General features: G+C 62.2%; 20 protein-coding genes. 6 read left to right on the forward strand and 14 right to left on the reverse strand.

Going from position 1 to position 22,359, the window contains the following annotated elements:
* Positions 1–726 precede the first annotated feature (726 nt).
* Positions 727–903, forward strand: coding sequence for a DUF1328 domain-containing protein (locus C7450_RS24005; protein WP_110377000.1), 177 nt, complete (start codon positions 727–729; stop codon positions 901–903).
* Positions 904–1,157: 254 nt separating this feature from the next.
* Here C7450_RS24005 and C7450_RS24010 read toward each other — a convergent pair whose 3' ends face one another.
* On the reverse strand, positions 1,158–2,918 hold the full coding sequence (locus C7450_RS24010) for a histidine kinase dimerization/phosphoacceptor domain -containing protein (RefSeq protein ID WP_110377001.1): 1,761 nt from the start codon (positions 2,916–2,918) through the stop codon (positions 1,158–1,160).
* Positions 2,919–3,184: 266 nt separating this feature from the next.
* Complete coding sequence (locus tag C7450_RS34925) at positions 3,185–3,424, reverse strand: NepR family anti-sigma factor (protein ID WP_110377002.1); 240 nt, start codon at positions 3,422–3,424, stop codon at positions 3,185–3,187.
* A gap of 244 nt (positions 3,425–3,668) precedes the next feature.
* Here C7450_RS34925 and C7450_RS24020 point away from each other — a divergent pair, with 244 nt between their 5' ends.
* Positions 3,669–4,484 (forward strand): response regulator, encoded by an 816-nt coding sequence (locus C7450_RS24020; protein ID WP_110377003.1) that lies wholly within the window; start codon positions 3,669–3,671, stop codon positions 4,482–4,484.
* Between the two features lie 358 nt (positions 4,485–4,842).
* Here the strand turns inward: C7450_RS24020 and C7450_RS24025 are convergent, their stop codons facing one another.
* From C7450_RS24025 to C7450_RS24070, 10 genes are all read right to left on the reverse strand, one after another.
* Positions 4,843–5,370, reverse strand: coding sequence for a hypothetical protein (locus C7450_RS24025; RefSeq protein WP_110377004.1), 528 nt, complete (start codon positions 5,368–5,370; stop codon positions 4,843–4,845).
* On the reverse strand, positions 5,367–5,717 hold the full coding sequence (locus C7450_RS24030) for a hypothetical protein (protein WP_110377005.1): 351 nt from the start codon (positions 5,715–5,717) through the stop codon (positions 5,367–5,369). The genes C7450_RS24025 and C7450_RS24030 overlap by 4 nt, the downstream gene beginning before the upstream one ends.
* A gap of 246 nt (positions 5,718–5,963) precedes the next feature.
* Positions 5,964–6,164: a CsbD family protein gene (locus C7450_RS24035; RefSeq protein WP_110377006.1), complete on the reverse strand. Its 201-nt coding sequence runs from the start codon at positions 6,162–6,164 to the stop codon at positions 5,964–5,966.
* A 242-nt stretch (positions 6,165–6,406) separates the two neighbouring features.
* Positions 6,407–9,076 carry a type I DNA topoisomerase gene (topA, locus tag C7450_RS24040; RefSeq protein WP_110377007.1) on the reverse strand — a complete coding sequence of 890 codons (2,670 nt, stop codon included), beginning with the start codon at positions 9,074–9,076 and terminating at the stop codon, positions 6,407–6,409.
* A gap of 340 nt (positions 9,077–9,416) precedes the next feature.
* On the reverse strand, positions 9,417–9,731 hold the full coding sequence (locus tag C7450_RS24045; RefSeq protein ID WP_110377008.1) for a hypothetical protein: 315 nt from the start codon (positions 9,729–9,731) through the stop codon (positions 9,417–9,419).
* A 274-nt stretch (positions 9,732–10,005) separates the two neighbouring features.
* The gene (locus C7450_RS24050; protein ID WP_110377009.1) at positions 10,006–10,380 is read right to left on the reverse strand and encodes a hypothetical protein; all 375 of its coding nucleotides are present in this window, start codon (positions 10,378–10,380) and stop codon (positions 10,006–10,008) included.
* Between the two features lie 23 nt (positions 10,381–10,403).
* Positions 10,404–10,802 carry a hypothetical protein gene (locus C7450_RS24055; protein ID WP_110377010.1) on the reverse strand — a complete coding sequence of 133 codons (399 nt, stop codon included), beginning with the start codon at positions 10,800–10,802 and terminating at the stop codon, positions 10,404–10,406.
* A 109-nt stretch (positions 10,803–10,911) separates the two neighbouring features.
* Positions 10,912–11,598, reverse strand: coding sequence for a cysteine peptidase family C39 domain-containing protein (locus C7450_RS24060; RefSeq protein ID WP_170147401.1), 687 nt, complete (start codon positions 11,596–11,598; stop codon positions 10,912–10,914).
* Between the two features lie 104 nt (positions 11,599–11,702).
* Complete coding sequence (locus C7450_RS34105; protein WP_170147402.1) at positions 11,703–12,191, reverse strand: murein hydrolase activator EnvC family protein; 489 nt, start codon at positions 12,189–12,191, stop codon at positions 11,703–11,705.
* Between the two features lie 510 nt (positions 12,192–12,701).
* Positions 12,702–13,037, reverse strand: a complete 336-nt coding sequence (locus C7450_RS24070; protein ID WP_146227485.1) for a hypothetical protein — start codon at positions 13,035–13,037, stop codon at positions 12,702–12,704.
* Between the two features lie 727 nt (positions 13,038–13,764).
* On the opposite strand from C7450_RS24070, the gene C7450_RS24075 reads away from it, so the two are divergent.
* The 4 genes from C7450_RS24075 to C7450_RS24090 all read left to right on the forward strand — a co-directional run bounded on the left by C7450_RS24075 (position 13,765) and on the right by C7450_RS24090 (position 20,044).
* Entirely contained in the window at positions 13,765–16,266 is a 2,502-nt protein-coding gene (locus tag C7450_RS24075; RefSeq protein ID WP_110377014.1) for a CHAT domain-containing protein, read from the forward strand.
* Positions 16,267–16,372: 106 nt separating this feature from the next.
* Positions 16,373–17,275: a hypothetical protein gene (locus C7450_RS24080; RefSeq protein WP_110377015.1), complete on the forward strand. Its 903-nt coding sequence runs from the start codon at positions 16,373–16,375 to the stop codon at positions 17,273–17,275.
* A gap of 369 nt (positions 17,276–17,644) precedes the next feature.
* Complete coding sequence (locus tag C7450_RS24085; protein ID WP_110377016.1) at positions 17,645–18,847, forward strand: hypothetical protein; 1,203 nt, start codon at positions 17,645–17,647, stop codon at positions 18,845–18,847.
* A 6-nt stretch (positions 18,848–18,853) separates the two neighbouring features.
* Complete coding sequence (locus C7450_RS24090; RefSeq protein ID WP_110377017.1) at positions 18,854–20,044, forward strand: hypothetical protein; 1,191 nt, start codon at positions 18,854–18,856, stop codon at positions 20,042–20,044.
* An 81-nt stretch (positions 20,045–20,125) separates the two neighbouring features.
* On the opposite strand, the gene C7450_RS24095 is transcribed toward C7450_RS24090, so the two are convergent.
* Together C7450_RS24095 and C7450_RS24100 are read right to left on the reverse strand one after the other, a co-directional pair.
* Positions 20,126–20,689: a hypothetical protein gene (locus C7450_RS24095; protein ID WP_110377018.1), complete on the reverse strand. Its 564-nt coding sequence runs from the start codon at positions 20,687–20,689 to the stop codon at positions 20,126–20,128.
* A gap of 17 nt (positions 20,690–20,706) precedes the next feature.
* On the reverse strand, positions 20,707–22,092 hold the full coding sequence (locus C7450_RS24100; RefSeq protein WP_170147403.1) for a PrsW family intramembrane metalloprotease: 1,386 nt from the start codon (positions 22,090–22,092) through the stop codon (positions 20,707–20,709).
* Positions 22,093–22,359 lie beyond the last annotated feature (267 nt).

The raw sequence follows: 22,359 nt of genomic DNA on the forward strand, positions 1-22,359 counted from the left end.
TTTCTCATCACCGGTGGATTAGAGGGGCACTCGACTTTTCAACCTTTCTCGCATCTGCCGCCAGGCCAAAACCGTGAGCACTCCCCCTCCGGGACCAGTGTGGCGAGGCCATGCGGCGAGGCCGCCTCATCGAGACGCACCCATCATCACCAGCCAAGACAGCGGCGATGAATCGATGCCCGGGAACAGAAACCGGCATCGCAATAGCGCGCGGAGACTTATCAGGGGCACAGCCGGTGCGCGTGATACGAAAAGGCAGGAAATTATTTACTATAACTTGCGGCCTTGAATTGCTGGGGAACTTCATTTGCAGGGATGCGTTTCTCACACAAGGCCCGTTCGACGCGATAAGCGTCTAAAGCATTTTCGAGCAAAGTGGACACCGGTTCGCGTGAAGACGATGCTTGGAAACAAAGACTTCAATCATATCCGGAGAACCGGAATTCACCGGATATGCTCTAGTGGAGCAAATTTGACATTTGAGTCCCGCCTGACATGAGGCACCAGATCAAATGTCAAATTCAAAAGCTCCACTAGAACCAATAACTTGCTAGCGGTTCTCTTGACTCCGACATTGGCTCCAAGGCCCGTATCATGCGGATGCAAATGTCGGAGCAGAACCACTAGCCCTCTGATACGTGCGCCTCCCAGCAGACGCGTTGCATACGTGCCGCGAGGAGAAGGGCGAGACAGACACAAGCTTCATATAGAATAAAGGGACATGCCATGATTAGCTGGGCAATAACGTTTCTCGTTATCGCACTCATCGCTGCGGTACTCGGTTTCGGAGGCATCGCCGGAACAGCAATCTCGATCGCGCAGATCATTTTCTACGTAGCAATCGTCCTGTTTATTATTTCGGCGATTGTCAGCATCGTACGCGGGCGGCAATCGCCCCTGTAGAGCAATTCCGTCTGCTGCGGACCTGCTCATCTTCCAAATCGACGAACACATTCACCGGCTTGGATGGATCAGCGGATGCCATCCAAGCCGGATGTGCTCGTCTTTTCTATGCGGAGCGAGCCCGCAGAAGACCGACTTGCTCCAGGGGTTGCCTGCCGGGCAGAGCCTGTGTCCCAGGGCTCGCCCGGTGGCAGTCACATTTTCGCTCTCACCTGTCAAAACGATTCCGTGGCGGATGCAGCCAGCCTGCCGCCTCAGGCCTGCCGACCGCTGATACGGAAGCCCATTGCCGGCCGCGCCCCAACAGGGCCGCCCTCTCTGTCATCGGCGTCCAGCGGAATGGCGATGGCCCTTTCCGTCATATCGTCGGAAGAAACCTCCCGTGCGGACAACTGCCGGATATAGGCTCGTGTGAGACGGCTGCGCAGGTGCGACAGCTGAACGGCACTTTCCGCAGGCCGGATGGAAACAGCAAGCCGCAAGCTATCCCCTTCGACGACCGCGCCAACCCGCACCTTCATGGGCGACGACGCCGAATGAGCATCCGCCCGCACCATGTCGAGATAAGCCGGCAGCATGGCCGCAAGATAAAGGCCGATGCCGATCGCCCGATCGAGATCGATCCGTGTGCTCACCGGCGGCACTTCCACGACCACATGGGCAGGCGCGAGGTCCGCCGTGCGCCGCAGACCATCGACGATGTCGTGGAGAAGTTCCGCCACCGGGGCGTCGCCCATCTCGCCGTAGCTGTAGCCCACGCGATAGGCCACCGCCATTGCATTCACGTGGTCCTCGATAAAGCGGATGTCGTCGCGCTCCTGGACCGGCAGGCTTTGCTTGTGCAGGCTCAACAGAGACACAATGACCTGGAAATTGTTCTTCACCCGGTGGTGCAGTTCCCGGAGCAGCCGTTCCTTGTCTTCGATCGCTGAACTCAGCTCGGTCGCATGGTGGGCGATATTGTCGGCCATGTGGTTGAAGGCATAGCCGAGTTCGCCGAGTTCCCGCGGCGCCTGGCTGAGGCGCAGGGCGCGGACGGAATAGCGCCCGCTGCCGTAGACCCTCGTCACGCGCTGGAGATAGACGATCCACTGGATGACGAGACGATCCACAGCCAGCAGCGCACCAACCGCTGCGGCACCCAGCATCAGAACAGGCGGCAACAGCGTAACCCAGAGAATGTTCTGCTCGGAGGCGAAGAAGACGTCTTCAGGATAACCCACCAGCAGCACAAGGCCCGTGCGTGCCAAGGGAATTTTGAAATAGCGGAAGCTGTCGCCGGAGATGGATGTGCCCTTGTCGGCGGCACTCCCTAACGGCATGGCCGGCAGCCAGCGCTGGGGCAAGCTGTCCGCCCGCCACTCCGCCAGGATCGTTCCGTCCGGGCCAAACAGGGCCGCTCCGTGAGCAATGTCCATAAAGTGGGTGGCCAAATCGGTCGTGATACGCGCCTTGGTCAGGAGCACGAGAAACAGTTCGTCCGTGCTCCTGCTGCCTGGAAACGCTGCCAGCAGATAGCCATCGCTCGCCACGCTCAGGCCGCTCGCCTCAAGGCTATGCCCGGCCTCGGCATCGGTCAGCAATTCCAGAACGAGTGGCGCACCCGTCGCCAGGCCAGCGTGGATTCGCGCAAGGCGTTCCGGCGACGCAAGCCGCTCAAAGTCTGCCGCTGACGCACCGAGCGCGCAGGATACACGCCCCGCGTCGATAACCGCCCCGCCAACGTAGCTCGCCTGCGCGCCGACGATCGCGCTCAACTCGCGATCACAGGTTGCTGCGGACTGACCGCCCCCCCGATTGGCATCGAGACCGACGCTCGCGAGAACCATGTCCCGCAGCGATTCGTTGACCTGAAGTGCCATCGCGGACGCCGCCCGTTCCGCGTTGGCCACCTTGGCCTCGCGTAAAGCGTTTACATTGGTGAAGATCCAGACGAAGGCGAGGATGACCGCTGGCAGGAGGACAAACCCAAGGGTAATGACGATCCTGCTGCGGAGGCTGTGGCCGAATGTCATGGTATGCCTCGGCGCCTCACAAAGCCGGATGGACAAAGCCCATGGCCCTGTCCGGCTCGGAGTTCGCGGGCCGGCCTTCCGGCCGGGACTGATGGGTGAAGCGGCGGCGGCGCATACGAGCCTGCGTCCCTTATTGTCTGCTGGCTCCCAGCGTCGTCGATGGCGTCGGCCGGACCGGCGCCAAACTCATGCGAATTTCATACCATGACCGCGCAAGCGCGAAGATCCCGAAAGCAATGATCAAGTATGGATATCGACGATGGCTATTACTTCGACTTCGTCTTCTGGTCCAAGTCCTCAAGGAGCTTCAAAAAACGCTCTGGCGTCGCCTCGTTCAATATATCATCATACATCGACCGCAATTGAAGCCCAATCTGGTCTTGCGCAGGGGTCGTCTTGCTATCAGCGCCACGGTCAACCGGTTTGGGGATGCTAGCTGAATGCTCCAGTGCGCTCTTGTCAGTAGGCACAGTCCGCGCACCTCGCGGACGTTCCTCCCGGTTCATCAGCACCTCCACTGCATGTCAACAGCCAACTCTATCACCAAACCGGGGCATTTCCCTTGGTGACGATTTAAACGCAAGGCCACCGCAAAGGTTCCAGATCATCGGAACTTCTCAATGAAAGCAGCGTTCTGAAAACGGACTGCGCGCCATACTTCCCCTCGCGCCCGAATAGGTATTGCCATTAAAGTGACGTTACGTCTCGTGACTCATGATAAGTCTGAACGCAAGGAAAAAGGGTTCGTTCATGTCCCTCTCACAGGCGATTGCACCGCATCTGCCGTATCTGCGCCGTTTCGCACGCGCCTTGGCTGGCACCCAAAGTGGTGGAGACGCCTATGCCGTTGCCACGCTGGAAGCCATCCTGGCCGATCCAGCGGAAGTCGAGGATACACCGGATCTCCGTGTCGCCCTCTTTCGTATTCTGCTGCGCGTCTGGAACTCAGTCCCCCTCAACGAGGCGCCCAATCCCGATAGCGCGATCGGAACGGAAGCCAACGTGCAGCGCAGGCTGGAAGCTTTGCCGCCCCGTCCGCGGCTCGCCTTCCTCCTGCAGGCGGTGGAAGGCCTTTCCCTTCCACGGATCAGCGAAACGCTCAGCTGTAGCCAGGATGAAGTGGCCGACCTTCTGGCAGAGGCCAACAAAGACATATCGGATCAACTGGCGACCGATATCCTGATCATCGAAGACGAGCCGATCATCGCGATGGATCTTGAGGCTCTCGTGGAAGGCTTGGGCCATCGCGTCACGAATATTGCGCGTACGCATCGAGAAGCCGTTATCGCCGTCGGTACCCAGAAGCCGGGCCTCGTCCTTGCCGACATCCAGCTTGCCGACGGCAGTTCCGGAATCGATGCCGTGAACGACATATTGTCGGAGATCGAGATTCCGGTGATTTTCATCACCGCCTACCCTGAACGGCTGCTCACCGGCCTGCGGCCCGAGCCGACCTTTCTCGTGACCAAGCCCTTCAATGCGGATGCGGTAAAGGCCATCATCAGCCAGGCGCTCTTCTTCGACCGCCGTTCCCATCGCGCCGACAGCGCGGCGGTCAACGGATAGGGAGAAAAGGCAACTGTCTCAGCCCCCCCGGCCGGATACCCACCCCGTCAAAGGGGTGGGGCCATCCGCAGTTGATCGCCAGCAGCGCCCCAAGCGTTGGGTGGAGGCCATGTCCCGGTCCGGACTTCAACGTCAGGGCGAGTGGTGATGGCTTCAGTGGTCGTGGCGTCTGGAGCAAGTCCGTCTGTTGCGGACTTGCTCCAGGCAACAATTGACGTGCACATTCAAAAACTTAAATGGTATGCGACGATTCCACGTAAGCCGGATTTGCTCTAAGGTGATGGCGCAGCGGCGAGAATGACCAACCAACTCCCGCGCGATCCCGTCTTCAGGGCGACTTGAATCAGGGCGACTTGGATCACGGCGACTTGGACTTGCTCGTGAAATTCTTGTCGAGAAGCCGCCCCCCGACAAAACCAGCCAGCCCGGCCACCAGGGTCAACTGGAAGGGTGTCAGCGATTTGACGATATCCTGGGTCCCAAGGAGGGCAAGCTCCTCTGGCGTCAGCCCACTCCGTTGCTGGCCCTGGCCCAAAGCTCCGCCAGCAAGGCCACCACGCGCAGCGGCGTCCATCCCTACACCGCCTCCTGCTCCACCACCTCCCGTTGCACCACCCCGGGCGGACGGCCGGCGGTTGACGACGATCCGGACAAGGAGCACGGCAATGGCTGCAGCCAGAAACACGCCGGTCATGATGGCTGTTGCCTGCACGAAGCCGTAGCGCAGGCTTAACCACTGCGTCGCCGAGATCGCACCAAAGACAAGCGCGACGAGAAACAGGACCCCCGCCCCCGCCAGCATCACAATGTCGATGAGGGTGCGGCGAGCTGCCGCCTGCACGGGCGCGATTGCCCCGGCGGCGAACTGCCTGAGAAGCCCGATCATCCCTTGCGGCTCAGAAGACCCAGCACGAGACCGATGCCACCCGCAATCAGCACGGCCGTCAGGGGATTGCGCTCGATGTTCGACTCAAGCTCCGAAGCAGCGTTGCGGACACCATGTTGCGCATCCGATGCCAGCTGGCGCCCCGTACGGGCGACATCGTCGGCAACCGAATTGACCCGCCCAGCCACCGCCTCCGCGGCACGTCCGACCGACGTCCTCAACTGGGCAGCGGCGTTGTCGGCCTCGCGCTGTACCAGTTGCCCAATGCTGTCGGACAGCCGCGTGATGTCCTCACGAAGCTTGGCGATTTCGGCGCCGTAGTCCTCTTCTGTCGGCTTAGTGGCCATAAGCTACTCCTCGGTCAAGCACGCATATTGTTATTCGCGGGACGCACGAGATCAACGCCGAAGCGCAAACGTAGTGAAAATCGCCGGCCTTTGCCCTGCTCCCGTGCAGCGGGCGCCATTCTCCTGGCACCTGCTCCTGCTCTTCGGCGCCGCCGCCCCGGCGCGTTTCACGATCGGGGCAGCAGGATCAATCGTGAGCTCAGTGTCTCTCGCTCACAATGCACCAGGGTGAATAATGATGGAGCATTAATGGGTCTTCTTCAGCCACTCGTCGATCTGCCGCTCGGCCTCGTCTTTCGCAACGCCGTAACGCTCCTGCAACTTGCCGGCAAGCTCAGTCCGTTTGCCTTGCACGACATCAAGATCGTCGTTGGTCAATTTACCCCACTGCTGCTGCAAATTGCCCTTAAACTGCTTCCAGTTTCCTTCAACACGATCCCAGTTCATATCACGCTCCTTTATAGTAAAGTTTCATGAAAGGAACGAGCTCAGCCTCCGGAAGTTCCAGGGTTATGCCCGCAGCCCAACGGAAATGAACGCGTGCTCGGGACCCTGAATCTTTGCCACGTGAAAAACGCGACACCGATCAATCCCCACGACCGAATTGATCGTCGTCCGCCGGCAACCGTCCTGAAAGCGCGCGCGGCAGGCTCGTCCCCCACCGTCGCGGCGGCATCGGCCGCCGCTGCCTATCCGGACACCACCTTCTTGGACGCGGCCTTACCGGAGGCTGGTTTGGCCGCCGCCTTCTTGGTAGCCGCCGTCTTGCTCGCTGGCGACTTGGCTGCGGCCTTCTTCGCCGCGGGCTTTTTGGCGGCAACCTTCCGGCCGCTCTTCTTGCCGCCGCCAGCCTCCCGGCGCGCTTTCAGCAAGGCGAGCGCCTCGTCCAGCGTGACCACGTCGCTCTCCGTGCCCTTCGGCAAGGTCGCATTGGTCTCGCCATCCGTGACGTAAGGCCCGTAGCGGCCGGCCTTCACAACCACGGGCTTGCCGCTCTCCGGATCGTCCCCGAGCGGGCGGCCAGGATCGGCCGCGCCGCGTCGGCCGCCGCCCTGCTCCTTGGCGACGATGAGGTCGATGGCCCGGTTCGCGCCGATCTCCAGCACGTCGTCATCCCGCCCGATATTGGCGTAGGTTTTCTCGTGCTGCACATAGGGGCCGAAGCGCCCGATATTGGCGAGGATCGGCTTGCCCGTCTCCGGATGCGTCGCGACCTGGCGCGGCAGGGACAGGAGCTTCAGCGCCATCTCGAGGCTCACGGCATCCGGCGCCGTTCCCTTCGGCAGGGTCTGGCGCTTCGGCTTCTCGCCCTCTCCCAGCTGCACATAAGGGCCGTAACGACCATCGCGAAGGGTGACCTCCATGTCCGTCGCCGGATCGCGACCGAGCACCTTCGGCCCGCCGCCGGCCTCGCCCACGCCCTCGGCATCGCCGTTGCCGCCTGCTGCGAGCTGGCGCGTATAGCGGCATTCCGGGTAATTCGAGCAGCCGACGAAGGAACCGAACTTGCCAAGCTTGAGCGACAGCCGGCCGGTTCCGCAGGAGGGGCACAGCCGCGGATCGCCGCCATCGGCGCGGGCGGGAAAGATATGCGGCCCGAGCTCCTCGTTGAGAGCATCGAGCACCTGCGTCATGCGCAGGCTCTTGGTTTCGTCGACGGCCACAATGAAATCGCGCCAGAAGTCGCGGAGCACGGCCTTCCAGTCGATCTCGTGGTTGGAGACCTGGTCGAGCTTCTCTTCCAGATCCGCCGTAAAATCATATTCCACGTAGCGGCGGAAGAAGCTCTCGAGAAAGGCCGTGACGATGCGGCCCTTGTCATCGGGGACCAGGCGCTTCTTGTCGAGGCTGACATATTCACGCTCACGCAACACCGCGAGCACGGCCGCATAGGTCGAGGGACGGCCGATGCCGAGCTCTTCCATACGCTTGACGAGGCTCGCCTCGGTGAAGCGCGGCGGTGGCTCGGTGAAATGCTGTGTCGAGCGGATCTCGCGTTTCTCCAGGCTCTCGCCGGCCTTCATGGCCGGGAGACGTCCACCGTCCTCGTCAGCCTCGTCGTCCTTGCCTTCCTGATAGAGCTTCAGGAAGCCGTCGAAGACGACGACCTGCCCGGTCGCGCGCAGATCCAGCACGCGGGCACCGACCTTGGCCGCGATATCGACGGTCGTACGCTCGAAGGTCGCCGATTCCATCTGGCTCGCCACAGTGCGCGTCCAGATGAGATCATAGAGGCGCGCCTGGTCGGCATCGAGATAGCGGTGCACGTCGGCCGGCAGCCGCGACAGATCGGTCGGGCGCACGGCCTCATGCGCCTCCTGGGCATTCTTGGCCTTGACGCTGTATTTGCGCGGCTGCGCCGGCACATAACGCTCGCCGAATTCCTGGCCGATGACGCTGCGCGTCGATGCGATCGCCTCCGGTGCCATGTCGACGCCGTCCGTTCGCATATAGGTGATGAGACCAACCGTCTCGCCGCCGATCGCAACGCCCTCATACAGCTTCTGCGCGATCTGCATCGTGCGCGCCGGGGCAAGGCCCAGCTTGCGCGAGGCCTCCTGCTGCAGCGTCGAGGTGGTGAAGGGCGGCTGCGGATGGCGCCGGGCGGGCTTCGCCTCCACATTGACGACCTGGAACGCGGCCGCTTCGAGATCGCGCTTGAAGGCCGCCGCCTCCTCGCCCTTGCCGATATCGAGCCGGCTTATTTTCTGACCGTCCGCGCCGACGAGCCGGGCCTCGAAGGTTGCCCCCTGGGTGGTTGCGAGCAGGGCGATGAGCGACCAATACTCGCGCGGCACGAAGGTCTCGATCTCGCGTTCACGGTCACAGACCAGCCTGAGCGCCACCGACTGCACGCGTCCCGCGGAGCGGGCGCCCGGCAGTTTGCGCCACAGCACGGGCGACAGGGTGAAGCCGACGAGATAGTCGAGCGCCCGCCGCGCGAGATAGGCGTCGACCAGCGCCTGGTCGATCTGCCGGGGATGCGCCATCGCGTCGAGGACGGCGTCCTTGGTGATCGCGTTGAAGGTCACACGCTCGACCGGAATGCCACGCAGCGCCTTTTTTTCGCTGAGCGCCTCCACCACATGCCAGGAAATCGCTTCCCCTTCGCGGTCGGGGTCGGTGGCGAGGATCAGCTTATCGGCCCCCTTCACCGCCCGGACGATGTCCGACATGCGCTTGGCGCCGCGATCCTCGAGTTCCCAGACCATGGCAAAATCGGCATCGGGATCGACCGAACCGTCCTTGGCCGGCAGATCGCGGATATGCCCAAAGGATGCCAGAACCTCGTAGCCGCTACCCAGATACTTATTGATTGTCTTGGCTTTGGCCGGAGATTCGACGACAACGACCTTCATGAATAAACGTCCTTGGCAACGACAGAGGATGAAACACGCCCCGGCAGGGACTGGATAGTGACGGGTCCTAAGTGGGTGAAACCATGCGCCAAGTCAAATTCGACTGGCGCGTATTCCGAAACGAGCCGCCCTGACAATGTGTGGATGGGCGCGCCTTCCTTCCTTTTGCACGACCTGATCACGATACCCCCCCGCGAAGCGGGACCCGCCGTCGCACGGCGTGGCCGTGCGGTCCATAGGTCCTGCGACGATTTGACGGCCATTCCCCTCTACAGCCTGTCACCATGCTAACGGCGTGGCATTGACGTAACCCAATGGAATGAATTACTCGGACAGGCTCCTAGCGTCCGAACAACACCGACAGGCACAGCAGCGCGATGGCAACCGCGGCGATCCATGCGACCATATTGGCTGCGCGTGTCGGCTGCTTGCCCTCCTCCTCGGCCGTGTCCTTGCCGATCAGCGCTCCGACAAGGGCGCTGATCGCGCCGAACCACCCGATGCCCACCACCAAAGCTCCGGCAAGCGAGACCGTGCTACCGCCGCCAAGCAACCCCTTCGCGACACCGAACAACAGCGCGACGATCGTCCCCATGGCGGCGCCGGCGACCGCCGTGAGCACCACGAGACCAACGCGTTTCAGGATCTCAGTCACTGTCGCTTCCCCCGCTTGAGGTGAGAATTCTGGGCGAACGGTAGCTCGATTGCAACGCATGGCGGCGACCGTTCATGCAGCGTGACATCGAAGACCATGCCGTGCTTCTTCTTCGTTACCTTGGGACCAGCAGCATACTTTTTTCCAAGCCCATCGCGCCCCACGACGAAGCGTGATCAATGGCCGCGCATTGCCATCAAGTCCGGAAATCGTCCGATCCGACTGACAATAGCGGGGATTCCGCGCTCGACATGACGATGTTATCAAAGAAGCATTACACCCGTGATCGACGAACAGACTTAAAGCCTTCGATCAGCGCCTCGCGATGGAAAAACTGCTCAACGGCTCCCATGGAGCAGTAAGTCGCATAGAATTCGACACGAACACCGCATCGCTCGACCGAGCAGGGCAAACGTGAGCTACATTTTGCAACATATTCCTCGATCTCATCCATCGTCGAAAGAAAACCTGTGATCTCAATGGCGCGATCTAGTATTGTCACCCGGAAAAGGGGCCGCCGCTGACGCATCGGTCCACACTCGTCATAGCTGGCGATCTCGAATGTCGGCAAGATGCGCGTTCGCACTTTGAGTGCCAGATTCGCCGCGGAAATGTGCGAACGGATGAAAGCCAATAGATCGAACGACATGCCAGCGGACCCGAGTCACATCTTCAACGTCTTCGGACACGCCAGGGCGGCGCGAACGGATCAATCTTCCCGCGCTCGATCTGGCCGAGGAGAAACGACAGATAGCCGGGATCCGCGGGGTAGGGACAATCCCGCCATAGATCGATGATCGCAGACCTTTGACCGGCATCGAAGGCCATCAAGCGCTTCCTTGCATCTCGCCAGCCCCGCGCGCGTTCATCGCGTTGCCGCTGCTCATACGTCGCAAGCAGATTGGTGCGTCGAAGAAGCCTCTGACCTTTGGCCGATGAATCGATGGCGGCTCTGGCTTGGATCTCGAGCAGGATAGACTGCCATTTTCGTGATCGTTCCTGGAATTGCTGCCGCTTCTGTCGCATGTCCTCGTGCGAGCTGGCATCCATTTCTCGCTTGAAGCGCATCATAGGCTCATATTGATGAGCAGACTGGCACAGGACATGTGCTGACGAGGACAAAAAGGAAAACACGTCTTGTGACCAGCGGCACGGGACTCGTCTCAGGAATCCAGTTTCATCAGTCGAGCCAAACACGAACGATTGTCATCACTCCGCGCACTTCGGAAGCTTGCAGCGTTCTTCGATTTGGATTTGCAGGCCAGGGATCGCGAACCACCAGTTCCTTCAAACCGATGAAGCCGTTACTATCCTTGGTGTAGGTAGCCGCGGTCAGAACGGTTGCGTGCCCGATTGCCGCGCCGGCCACTCCGATGATCAGCGGGTTGCCTGCATCCAGTTCGGCCACGACGCGCTTGGCTCCATCGTTGGAGAACATATTGAGGGCGGCATTGGACGGAATCTTGTCGGCCTGTTGTGGCAGAACGCTCGTGCTGACCGACATCGCCGCATCCGGCAGGCGTTCTGCGCCGGCTCGAAACTTGAAACCGTACTGGTCGATCCATTCGCCGTTGATAGCCTGGATGATCTGGGGCGTGGTCGCGCCGCGACAGGTATTGGATCCGAAAATCTTCTCGACGGCCCATTCCTGAGCCGTCTCGCGGCCCTTCATCGAGAAGACGGCCTGGATGCAGGCTGCCCAGCACCATTCCTCGCAGCGTTGGCGTACCGGATCGAACTTGCTGAGCTCCAATCCGGACGTGCAGGTCTGAATGCCGCCCGACGCACTGCATCGCGTCGCGGCGTGGCCCACAGAGGTGCTGGCGCATAAAGCCGCGATGCCGGTCATGAGTGAACGACGATTCATAAGGTTCATCGCACTATGCCTTTCCTGTTAAATCTTAAGCCACTGCGCTCGATCTCGGGTTGTCTGTGAAAGCTGATCAACCTTGGTGGCCGGACAATTTCCCGTCACTGAAAAATATCTTTGGGATCGATGGCCTTTCCATCGTGCCTGATCTCAATATGCAGCGATGGCCGATTGGTAACGCGTGGCGCGCCAAGCGATCCCAGGTTCTGGCCCGGCTCAAGACATTGCCCCACTCGAACATTGATTCCATCAAGATGCGCATAGACGGTGGACCATCCGCCACCATGATCAATCGTGACGACGCCAGCGGATGGTCCCGCTGTTTGCAGCTCCGCAACGATCCCGGGAGCTACGGCCTTTACCACCCTGTTCGGCGATAATGACAGATCCCACCCGTTATGTTGGCGCGACACTTTGAGGATCGGATCATAGAAGATTCCAAAGCCGCGGAGGAGATGGCCGGCAGGCCTCGGCATGATCGGTCGTCGATCGGAGGCCATTTGCAGAAAGTGACACGCCGAGCCTAACGACATTGACAGATCCGAGAGCAACATGACGCTGGCGATCACCATTGATGCTGTTATTCTCATGATCTGTCTCCATTTGCCGCAACCACGGTCGGCCTGACCTTGTCGCAGCATGTGCCGGTGGCCGGACGTCCGATGGCAACGCATCTCGCCGGGCGCCTTGCGTCCATCTACTCCCTGATCACGCTCGGGATCCTGCGCTTGCCGTCGTGATAGATGCCGGTCTTCATGCAGAAATCCCAGTAGCGTGCACAGCGCGCCGCCTGCACCGCGGGCTTCTCTTCGACGATGAAGCCACGATGATCGCACGCGTTGCGAAGCTGAGTGCAGGTCCTTCCCTTCGCCGATTCCGAGCGCGTCGGGACCACCTCCACGAAGAGGGGTCGGGCCGTGGCGGCGTCCGTGAATGCCGCCCCACCACCAGCACGCTAGAGCATTTTCGCGTTTCTCCGAATCGCGAAAATGATCCATGTCTTTGATTTAGCGCATTTTCTTCACGCGAACCGGTGTCCACTTCGCTCGAAAATGCGCTAGACGCCGCTCCCTCGAGCCGCGGCATGATGCGGGCGCCTCTCATTTCGCACCCATTCCCGCACTGATGAAGAACAACACCAGGGCACCCGCGGTGATCCAGCCGGCAAAGCTACGGCCTCCGGATCGCCACGTGGCGATGATCGCGCCGACCACGGCGCCTATCGTGCCGCCGAAGTTCAGAGCGTAGCGCGCGGCGAATTGTCCCGCGTGGCTTGCGGTGGCGTCATTGACGACGTCCGCATTCATGAGGGCGATCATGCCTGCAAGCAACGCCCAGGCGACGACACCGACAAGCGCCGAGGCGGCCACGACGCCGGCGTGCCCCATTTCCGCCGCGGCGGGCCGATCAGTCCGATTTGCATTCTCTCTGATCATGTCCTGCTCCTGACAACTCCGGTTCCGATGTCCCGAAGCCTAGCGAATGCATGGTCACAATATCAGCAAAGCTTTCCGAATCGGTCCGAAGCCGCCTCGCGCCAAAGCCTTGCACGCGGCTCGCGCGCCAGATTCACGCGGATTCGGAACCCTTTGGTTTTGCCGTACCGGCATCCGTCCTAGGGCACGACACGTGATGCCCCCTTGGAATCAGGAGAGCTTTGATGTGGTGTGATCTCGCTGGCGAAGCCATGGTACTGCGAGTGCGCCGCGATCTTGCAAGCGGCGGCGCGTCCGCCCGCCGCGCGAGGGAGGCCTTGTCTACCGGTATGGTGAAGAATGTCGCTAGGCCGACCATCGTGGCGATCGAGAGATAGCCTGTCTTCAATGTCCCGCGTTACATGTCATCGCGCGTTGCGTGGAATACCGGCTGTGCCGTCACCCGGTGTGATGATCGAAATGGCGTTCGGCCTTCCGCCGAGGACCAGCCGCTTTCCTCATTTTTAACGATGGCCGCCAACCTGGTCGAGCCATGCCCACGCCAGACATCGTTTGTGGGTCGCCACGAGCGGCAGTGTGATGTGTGAGCCGCGGGCGCGTGGGAACACGCAGACGATCCTCGCCGGCAGGCTCCGGAACGCACCCTGATGGGTTCCTTTGCGCGATCCCCGGCTGCTAGAATGGCCATGGCCGGCGCGGCAGGCCGGCGACGCGCGGGCGGAGCAGAGTGCAGAACAACCTGCAGAAGGACCGAGCGGCTGAACTGCTGCGGTCCGGGCGGTTTGACGAGGCAAGGGCTGCTGCGGACGCATTGCTCGCGGCAGGCCAGGCGTCGCCTGCTGCGGCGCGAAGCATCGTCTCGTCGCGGCTCGCGCTGGCTGGCGCTTGCCTCAACCTCGCGCGCTTTGAAGACGCACGTCACTACGCACAAGGCGCGTTCGTGCTCACCGATACTCACTTTGCCGACACCGACGCCACGAAGTTTGCGGCTCTCGAAATCCTTCAGGACGCCTGCATCGCGATGGGTCGCCTCACGGAGGCGCACGACGCTGGCGAGCGTGCTCTTGCAATCGCAATCGCCGCGCACGGGCAGGACAGCGTTGCAGCAGCACGGGCAACGCAGCGCCTCGGCGCCGTACTCGCACGCGTCGGCGACGTCAGCGCGGCTCGCGTCGCGTTTATTCGCGCGAAGGATGCGCTGATGCGCGCCACGACAGCCGACCGCGCCGATGTCGACGATACGCTCGCGACCACGCTCGCCAATCTCGCCAGCACCTACCAGCGGCCGGACGAGATCGAGCTCGCACAAGCGATCCATGATCAGGCGCTGCGGCTGCGCCGACGGTTATCCGGTGATGAGCACGTCGAGATCGCTCAACTCCATTCCAATCTTGGCCTGCTGCTGTCCGAAGCCGGCCAGGACGATGCGGCGTTGCGCTCGTGCGAACGGAGTCTTGCGTTGCGCCGGCGTCTGCTGCCGCAGGGGCATCCCGACGTCGCGCGCAGCCTGATGGAAGTCGGCTGGATGCGGACACGGCTTGGCAACACCGACGGCGCTACGGACGCCCTGCTCGAGGCGCTGCTTCTGCTCTCCGCGCTCGACATGCCAACCGTCGAGGCCAGGGCTCACTTTCTGCTTGGCTCGCTGCTCGCCGAAAGTAATGCACCGGCCGCGGCGATCCTCTTCGAAAAGCTGTGCGTGAACGGCCTGCAGCGCCTTCGACACGCGAGCGCCTCCCACGAGCATGCGTTCCTCGGGGCCCGGCAGGATATCTATCGTCATCTTGCCGAAAGCCTGATTCGCAGCGGCCGCCTGCCGGAGGCACTGCAAGTCATTTCGATGCTGAAAGAATTCGAGCTCGACGACGTGACGAACGGCGTGCTGAGGCCGGTCACGCTCGTGCGACTTACGCCGTTCGAGCAGGCTCAGGCGGATATGGAAGCCGCCGTGCGGCGCGAGATGCGCGACACGCTGAAGCACACCACGCACCTGACGCCGGCAGAGAGCGAAGGAGTAACGGCCGGAGGAGCCGCGGTGCTGAAAAGCTGGTTCGCGCGCTTGCGCGCGGATTTTGCCGAAACGGACAGCGCAACCGCGGCTGCCACTACACAAGTCACGTCGCGACGCGCTTCGGTCCCACAAGACGATCTGGCCGCCGGTAGCATTCAACTCCAGTATCTGCTGGCGCAGGACGGCGTCGAGATCATCGTCTCAACGGCCGGCGGTCAGCGGCACTATCATAACGCGTTCGTACCGGGCGAAGTGCACCGCCTTGTCCTCGCGCTGCGCGCCTCGATCGCCCAACGCTCCGCATCCTGGCGAGGTCACGCGGTTGCCCTGCATGAGCTGCTCATCGGTCCCATCGAGGCCGAACTCGACGATAACAAGACGGATCGGCTGACGATTTCACTCGATGGCGTTCTGCGCTACCTGCCACTCGGCGTTCTTCACGACGGTCGGCGGCACCTTCTGGAGCGTTTCGCACTCACTGTCAGCGCCGGCGGCCACGGTCCCGGGCGCATTACCGAGCCCGCGCCGATCCGACGCGCAGCGGGCTTCGGCGTCACGCGCGCGCTCGCCAATCATCGTGCACTGCGAGGCGTGCGCGACGAACTGTTCGCGATCGTCGGCACGGCGGACAATGCTCACGGCGTGGTCGACGGCGGCATCTTCCTGGACACGGCATTCACCGCCGACGCGCTCCGCAGCGCGCTGAAACGGCGCGACGGCATCGTCCACATTGCGAGCCACTTCGTATTTCGTCCTGCGCGGGAGAATGAGTCCTATCTGCTGCTCGGCGATGGCACGAAACTGACACTTGCCCAGCTGGCGGAATTGCGGTTCGACGGCGTCGATCTGCTGACGCTCTCCGCATGCGAGACGGCGGTAGGCGGCGGCCACCGGCAGAGCGGCAGCGAGTTCGAAGGGCTCGGCGCGCTCGCGCTGAACCGCGGCGCCGCCCATGTCATCGCAACCCTCTGGCCAATTCGCGACTTCACCAGCGCGGCGCTGATGCGCGAGTTTTATCGGCTTCGCTTTCGCGAAGACTTCGCTGTGGCCGACGCGCTGCGTCAGGCGCAGCTTCAGTTGCTCACCGGCCGCTCGGCCCGCGGAGCTGCCGGGGCCCCGAGGGGTCTCCTGGACCCAGACGATGACGATGCCTCGACCAACCGACCCGCCCGCGAGGCGCATCCGTACTACTGGGCGCCCTATGTGCTGATGAGATGATTAGACCCGCGCCGGACCCATTCGGTTCGGTTCGGGCATATTTGGCCCGGCAGGACCAATGTCATACTATCCTGCAGCCAGCGAATTCTGGGGCCGAGGACGAGCAATGGTGGACGAGCGCGGTGGCAAAAAAACGCTTCAGCCGAAGTTCACGAAGGGATATTCGCATATTCCGCAACTGCGCGAAAAATTGCGCTGGCTCTACGGCTATCACCCGATCGTCAAGACTCAGTATCAACTCGCCAAGGAGCTCAATATCTCGGCCGGCACACTGTCCACTTGGCTGACCGGCGTGAACTACAAGGACGCAGTGAGCGTCGCGCCGCAAAACCCCGATTGCATTCCGACCAAGCACTATCGCGCATTCATCGATATCTGGGGCCTGCCGGCTGCCATCCTGGAGATGGAGGACATCAACGAATTCAAGACTGCGCTTGCCACGTTCGAATCCGGACGTGGCCCGTGGGAGAAGTTCGTCCGCACTCTGCCGGATGATGAAGTACTCGAGATCGTAGTGAATGGCGAGAAGGGCTTGATCGACCCGGACGACAAGCCCGACGAGGGCGTGCTTCAGTTGCTTGCGGGTGACGAGATCATGCTGCGAATCCCGAACCCCGGTCTCGAACATGGCGTCCTGCTCATGCAGGACCGGTTCGGCTGGAGCAGCCTTCGACCGAACCCGCGCTGGACGGCGACCGAGGTCGACGCCGAGCTTGTCTTCCCGCGTCAGGTCGAGGGATCGCCCGCGCGCTTCGCCGAGCTCGACGCAGTTGGCGGAATGCATCGGGCGCTCGCGGTCTTCACCCGCGAGGCGCTGCCGGGATCAGCGATGGACGTGCTGCGTGCGCAGCCGATCGAGGCCAGCGGCCTGAACCACCTCGCCGGCTTCCTCCAGGGCCGCGTCGCCGCCGGACCGGACCAGTGCCACGTCGTCAGCCGACGCTTTCTGGTCTCGACGGCGCGGCGGCGAAAGTCGCGCAGCAGCGTAGTCATGCGCACCAGTAGCTAGGGTCAGGACCCATTCATATGATGGAAATGGCGCCTGAAACGGCAAGGAGATGCCGAAAAGAGATTCCTGGAGAGACGCGAAGGTCGATGGGGTTCCATCGGCCGAGTGGCTCGACGCTGCAGGTCGCAGCCGTTTCGGCGTCCTTCGGATGTGGTCCATTTGGCCGGCAACGGCGTCGCGCAGCGCTCGAAAGCCGAATGGCTTCCTTCGCCTCCGCTTCTTCAATCCGGCCAAATGGCCTCACACCATTTCAACCAGATGAATGGGTCCTGACCCTAGATTAAGGGCCGCCGTCGGAAGGCCGCCGACGCTGGACGCGGGTGCGCCGCGTAAACTAGACTGAAGCTGCATTTGGGGCGGGGCCTGCGGATGAGCCTGAGTGTCGAAAGCGTCCTGAGGGACATCCTCGTCAGGCACGGGACGACTTTGCTCGGCGAGCAACGGCGTTTCGAAGCCTGCATCCGCGACACGCACCTGTCGCCAAGAGAGATGAACGGCGTCGTCGCGGCCCTGAAATCGGGCATACCGGCGCATTTTCAGCAATTCCAGAGCTCGGGCCTGACCGAGATCGCAATCGCAAACTATGCGAAGCGATTGGCTGAGGAGACCGGCCTGAATGAAGAACTGGCCCGCACCACTCTAGAAGCCTGGGCCCGCGCGCTCAGGGTCGATCTGCCGGCCAAAGGATCGCCGCAAGCGGACGCCGGGCCGCCCAAGCGGAGTGCAGACGGCACACCCGAAGACGCTCCAAAAACGCCAGAGGCGGCAAAAGAAGACGCGACACCCCCTTCAGCTGCGGTTGTCGTGCCGGCTTCGAGCAGTTCGCACCGAGCCGACTGGCGTGTCTGGTTATTCGTCATCATAGGATTTGTGCTGGTTGCCGGTCAGGGGTACCGGTTCGTTGCGATCTCTATAGCTACCTACATCACGGGCTCGTTCTGCATCATCGCCGCCGCGCTGGTGCTACGCCAAGCAGCCTGGGTCAAATGGCCAGCCGTCGCATTGTGCTCAGTGACGATTTTGCTCGCGATCTCTGGCCTCGCAATTCTTGGCGTGCCGGCTGCGCCACTCATCATCGCCGGATGTCTTGCTGTCGCGGGGGCGATAGGATTGCTGCTGTGGCGAACAGAAGGCCTTCCGCCGGATAATCCCGTCGACCGCGTTAGCGTTGTGGTGCTGCTGGCTGCGCTGTGGCGCATATTCAGTCTCGCCGTGGCGCTTGGCGGGATCGTCTTTGCGTTGACCCTGGGCAATCCGTTCCATCAGCGACTCCTCTGGCTCTGGCTGAACCTTCCGGTCAGCCTCGCACTGGTGTGGCTGGCGTGGTCAGTGCTTTCGGGCCGGCGGATGAACCTGCCTCGCCTTTTCGTGACGCTATTGCTCGCTGCAAGCGTGCTGCTCAGCGTCGCCGACCTCATCGCGCTCGCGGCCGACGATCCGAACGTCAGTCTGCCCTACCATCTTCGCATCATTCCGATGGTCGGTATTCTTGCCGACCTCGTCGTTGCCGCACTCGTCATATTCCAACGCAAGCGGGAGGATGCGCGGCCTAACGAAACAGCCCTTGCGTAGTTGCCGATGAACCAGTCAGCAGCAACAGTCCTCAAGGACATCGTCGGCAGGCACGGCGTCACCTTGCTCGAGGATCACCGCCGCTGCGAAGCATGCCTGCGCGACACGCAGCTGCCCCGGCGTGATATCATCGGCCTGACGGCGGCGCTGAAATCGGGCCTGCCGGCCCGCATCCTCCAGCATCGGGCGTCAGGACTGACCGCGGTTGCGATATCGAACTATGCCCAGCGACTGGCGGAAGACACCGGCCTCGACCTGGACCTGGCCCGGGGTGCACTGCAGGCTTGGGCGCAGGGGCTTGACGTCAAGGTTTCGGGTCCAGTTGGCGTCAGCGAGCGCCATGAAGAACCGAATCCGGATCCACCACCGGCGCCCGCTCCGGCCCGCTCGCCTGCGAGGAGCGGATGGCTTGCATATTTGCTCGTCGTCCAAGCCGCGGTGCTGCTCGTCGTTCAGGGATATCCGGACCCCTTCGTTACGATCGCAACCTATGTCGCCGGTTCCTTGAGCATCCTAGTGGCCGCCATGCTGTTGCGAGGAGTCCAGTGGGTCAGGTGGCCGGCAGCAGCTTTGAGTGTCGTCGTTCTGTTGACGGCCGTCGGCGAGTGGCAGACTCTGGCGACCATCCTTGAACGCTCGGGCGAACAACAGCTGGCGCTTGTCGAGTCGCAGCCGCCGATTATTGCGACCGGAATTTTCGGTATCGCGGGCTTTGTCGGAGCACTGCTATGGCGTCCCGGCGCGCGACGACGTACCGGCCGGTTGGGCCGCACCCATTGGATCGCCGTTGCGGTCATGCTGGCGGCGCTCTGGTGCTTCCTCAAGCTCGGTGTTGAGCTGGGCGGCGCTGTGTCGGCGGTCAGGACCGGCTTCATCTTTCATGAAAAGTTCATCTGGCTTTGGGCCGAGTGTGCGGTCAGCCTCGTCCTGGCCTGGCTGGCTTGGTCGGTGCTGACGGGCCGGCGGGCGGACCTGCCCCATGTTCTTGCAGCGGGCCTGCTCGTCGCCGGCGCGATCCTCGGGGCCGTCTACATGGTCGTCGCGCTCGGCTTCGGCGGACACGACTATTGGCCGTGGGATCCCAACCTGGCGAACATCGTTGGCCTGGTGGCCAGTCTCGGCGTCGCGGGCATCGTCCTGCACGACTGGACGCACGTGCGAAGGACGACACCCACCGCGGAGAAACCGATTGCGTAGGCGGACGAAAGAAGGCTTCCAACGGTGCCGCGCTGGCAAACGATGACCTGCCCCTCTTTGGAGCCCAGTGCACAAACGTTGTTATGCTTTCATCCCGAAGCGGAAGGAAAGATAGCTTCCGATCGACTGACCGCCCTTGACGACCACGATCAGGGCGAAAATCCAGGCCGGCACCTCGAAGCCGAAGACCTTGAACGTGCCGAAAACATAGGCGCCGTAGCAGATCACCGGAATGACGATCGCGGCGACGATCGCCTCACTGAGGCTGGGTACGGATGCCTTCGAGACGGCCGTCTCGTCCTGCTGCATCGCTTTCTTGTCGTCCTTCTTCTCGTATTTCTCCACACGCTGCGGCTGCAACGCGAAGGCCCACGCCGCGACCGAGGTGAGCGCGAGTTGCTCGCTCAGACCGCTGGAGTCCGAAAGCTCAGCGGCAAAATTGGCGATCCCCTTGTCGCCAATCGCTGGCATCGCGCTGAGACGTTTCGGGATTCCTGCCCTCAGCGCCGCCATCACACCTGCGATCTCCTTCGGCGCAAGCGGGGTGTCACGCAAACAACTCTCGCACCGGCGGTGATCGTCGAGCAGCACCTGACCGTGCCGCTCGACGATGCCACGCAGAACCTCGTTGACCGAATCGCTCACTGCAGCAGCCCTCCTGGTCAGCCGGTCGTCACGACGCATTCGATGCCGACGAAGTCAATGATCGTACCTTTCGCAAGCGGAGCGACCTGGCCATACCCGACCTCGACCTTACGGCCTTCCGGCGACGTCACGTGCCATGCCTTCTCACCGAGGTTCTTTAACCCCAGCCCAGTCGCGTCGCCGACCACCTCGGCGATCGGCGCCCGGCCCCGGCCGGCGCCGGCGGCACCGAGCATGCGCGGCTCGATCTTCACGCCCGGCGCGGCCACGCACTCGACCGGGCCGATCTTCAGCACGAACGCGCCAGCCGCACGCGGCGCGACCTTCTCCGGCATGACTTCCCTGCGCGGCGGCGCCACGTTGGCAAGCGGCGCCGCACGCTCAGCCCTTGCGGCCGGCGGTACCGGCGACACGACAGGAGCAATACCCGCCACCGAGAATGCCTTCGTTGCAAAATTCTGGCTGCGGGTCGGCGACATTCGCCGGGCCTTCAGGATCGCCGCAATGAGGAAAGCGATCGAGATGAAGGCGACAACCAGACCCAGCAGCTGCTGCGAGCCTGCTGCTGCGTTCCATGCGCCGTGCAGCATGCTCGCCGTCACGTAGCCCACGACGAGATAGAGCGGCGCCGCCTTCGGCCGCAGCACAGCAAGTCCGATGAAATAGCCCAGATACCCGGACCACGCCATGTGACCGCCAATCTGCGAAATCGCCCGGATCACCAGGACCTCAAGACCGTACAACAAACCCGCAAGCTGCCGAACCGAGTCCGGGTGGTCCTTCAGCGCCGTCATGGTGTTGGTGATCGCCTGCGGATAGTACTGATAGATCGTCTCAAGAAGAGCAAAGGCAGCGCCAGACGCCACACCGAGCGCAATGCCGTCGAGAGGCTCGGTCAGGCTGATTGCCCGAAGGTGCGGAGGGCCGGACCTGCAGACGAGACCGAGGATCGCCAAGGCAAGAAGCGGCAGCGCCTTGTAGAGTTCTTCCAGCGCGCCGGCGCCAACGAAGTGCCCGACGAACCGGGAACCAATGCTGGCGTCATTGATCAGTGCCATCACCCAAGGCGGCCTGAATGTACCCGCCATGGCGCCGAATACATTCGTCATCAGGAAGGCCAGGCAGGAGATCGCAAACACGCCGATCATGCTCGGCCAGAGCTCACGACGACCGCAGAGATAATAGATCACCGCACATTGAACGAAGGTGATGTAGAAAGCGACGATCGTCGCGAACGTCTGGTCAGTCCCGGTCAGGAGCAGCATGGTCACCGTCGCCGCGGTTGCGAGGGCGATGACCAGGTAGATTTTGTCGAACGCGATGCTGTTCGATGCGATCGGCAGCAGCGTGCTCTTCAGCGTCCCCATCTTGTTCGCACGAGACGGTTTGATGTGGTCGGCCACAGCAGGCTCCATTTGATTCAGTGTTTCACCTGCCGAGACTAGGGCGGCCGCTATTCAACCGGTACCAAACCCTTCCAAACTGAAATGAAGCACAGGAGCGCGCGACTGGAAATAGGCCTGTGCCCGACCAGGATGTGCTGTGCCGGTAGCGCGGCCAGACACGTGCTCTTCGGCTTCGCCAGGCGCGGCCTGCCGATCCCCGCTAGCCGCTCCGTTCGGATTCGTTCCGATCTGTTTGCTCCCCTTGCGCATTACGCAGCGCTAGAG

Origin of the sequence: Chelatococcus asaccharovorans, from assembly GCF_003201475.1 — a bacterium.
GTDB classification, from domain to species: domain Bacteria; phylum Pseudomonadota; class Alphaproteobacteria; order Rhizobiales; family Beijerinckiaceae; genus Chelatococcus; species Chelatococcus asaccharovorans.